Here is a 1455-nt window from a genome sequence, read left to right as displayed (position 1 = left end):
CCCATACGCATCAAGTTAAGGGCTGAAGGCGTAGTTGAGCAGTTCGGGATTGCGGAGGAGTTCGAAGGTGCCGGGCTGGGAGCGTTTGTTCCGGCGGCAGGCGCTTCGGGCCATCCGCGCCAGCAACTCCACCACCTCTTCCAACCGGCGGCGTCCCGGAAGCGAGAGCGCCCAACCCAACTGCACTGCCACCTCTCGCGTCAACCGCGTGATCCGCGTCAGGCTCAGGTTCCCTTCCGGCGACCACGCCGCTGCCACCGTCAACCAGTGCTGCGCCAGCACCGCACACAGCCGGGCCCAGAACTTCACCATCCCGGCGACATCCCCGTCCGGCTCGAAGCGGTCGATATGTCCCAGCGATTTCCAGCGTTTGAACAGCAACTCGATCTGCCACCGCGACCGGTACAGCACTGCCGCCTCTGCCACCGACATCCTCTCCGGCGGCACGTTTGTCACCAGAAACATCCACCCGCACGCCTCCAGTGCTGCCTGGCAGGGTGTCCCTCCGGTCTTTTTCTGATGCTTCCTCCGCAGCTTGCGGCGGCGCTGTGCGACCATCTCCGCCGGCAACCTCCAGGCGATCAACCGGCATGCCAGCCGTTGCCCGGCACCCAGTTCCACCTTCCGGTCGACCAGCGCTTCCCCGCAGCCCTTGAGCCAATCCACGAGGCCCGTCTTCCGGCCGTCGATCCACAGCGAGGTGTGATACTGCGCCCGCGACAGGAAGAACGCCCCGGCCCCGGCGAGGGCCGCAAACACGGGAAGGCTGAAATACCCCAGGTCGGCGATCCGCAGCAGGCCCTTCTCGGCCGGCGCGTGTTGCAACACGGTGGCGACGTCGGTCTGGCGGCCCTCCTCGATCCTGATCGACTGCAGTGCTCCCGTGCGCAGATCCAGTTCCGTCTGCAGCTTCAAGGCGGCCTGTCCCCGGCCTGCGGCTCCCCCGCAGCCCCGGAAACGTTCCCGCTGGGTGTCGGGGAGGGCGATGGTGGTGCTGTCGAGCACGACCACCCGCGTGAAGCGTTCCAAGAGCGGTGCCAGAGCTTTGTCCGCCCCCACCACCACGCGGGTCATGCGGCGGAAGAGGTGTTCAAAGAAGGCCGCCAATCGCGGGGTGAACCGCTGGTCGACGGCCTGGGGAGAGACGTCCACACCGATGTTGGCAGCCATGGCGGCAATCTGCGGGGAGCGGGCCTCCGGGTTCTGGAGGTAGGCCAGAACGAACGTGCGGGCGAGAATGCGGGGCGTAAACTTGCGGGTTCTCTGGACGACTTGAGTGGCCTGGTCGGCCTCATCGGCGCAATTTCCGAAGACCTCGTGCAACACCTTGGCCACTTGTGATATGCTCCGCATGTGGAAACTCCTTCTCCCGGACCCGGATGTCAGATACCCAGGTCTTTTGAAGGAGTTTCTGCTTTTCGTAAAGACGAATCGCCTTAACTTGGTGCGTATGGG

The 1455-nt window shown here is 64.9% G+C and carries 1 protein-coding gene; it reads right to left on the bottom strand.

Annotation, left to right across the window (positions count from 1 at the left end):
* Window positions 1-15: 15 nt before the first annotated feature.
* Window positions 16-1353, bottom strand: a complete 1338-nt coding sequence (locus tag A6X21_RS00415; protein ID WP_068845189.1) for an IS4 family transposase — start codon at window positions 1351-1353, stop codon at window positions 16-18.
* Between the last annotated feature and the right edge of the window lie 102 nt (window positions 1354-1455).

The sequence above is a fragment of the Planctopirus hydrillae genome (assembly GCF_001707835.1).
Taxonomy (GTDB): domain Bacteria; phylum Planctomycetota; class Planctomycetia; order Planctomycetales; family Planctomycetaceae; genus Planctopirus; species Planctopirus hydrillae.
This window is presented reverse-complemented; position numbering and strand designations above follow the sequence as displayed.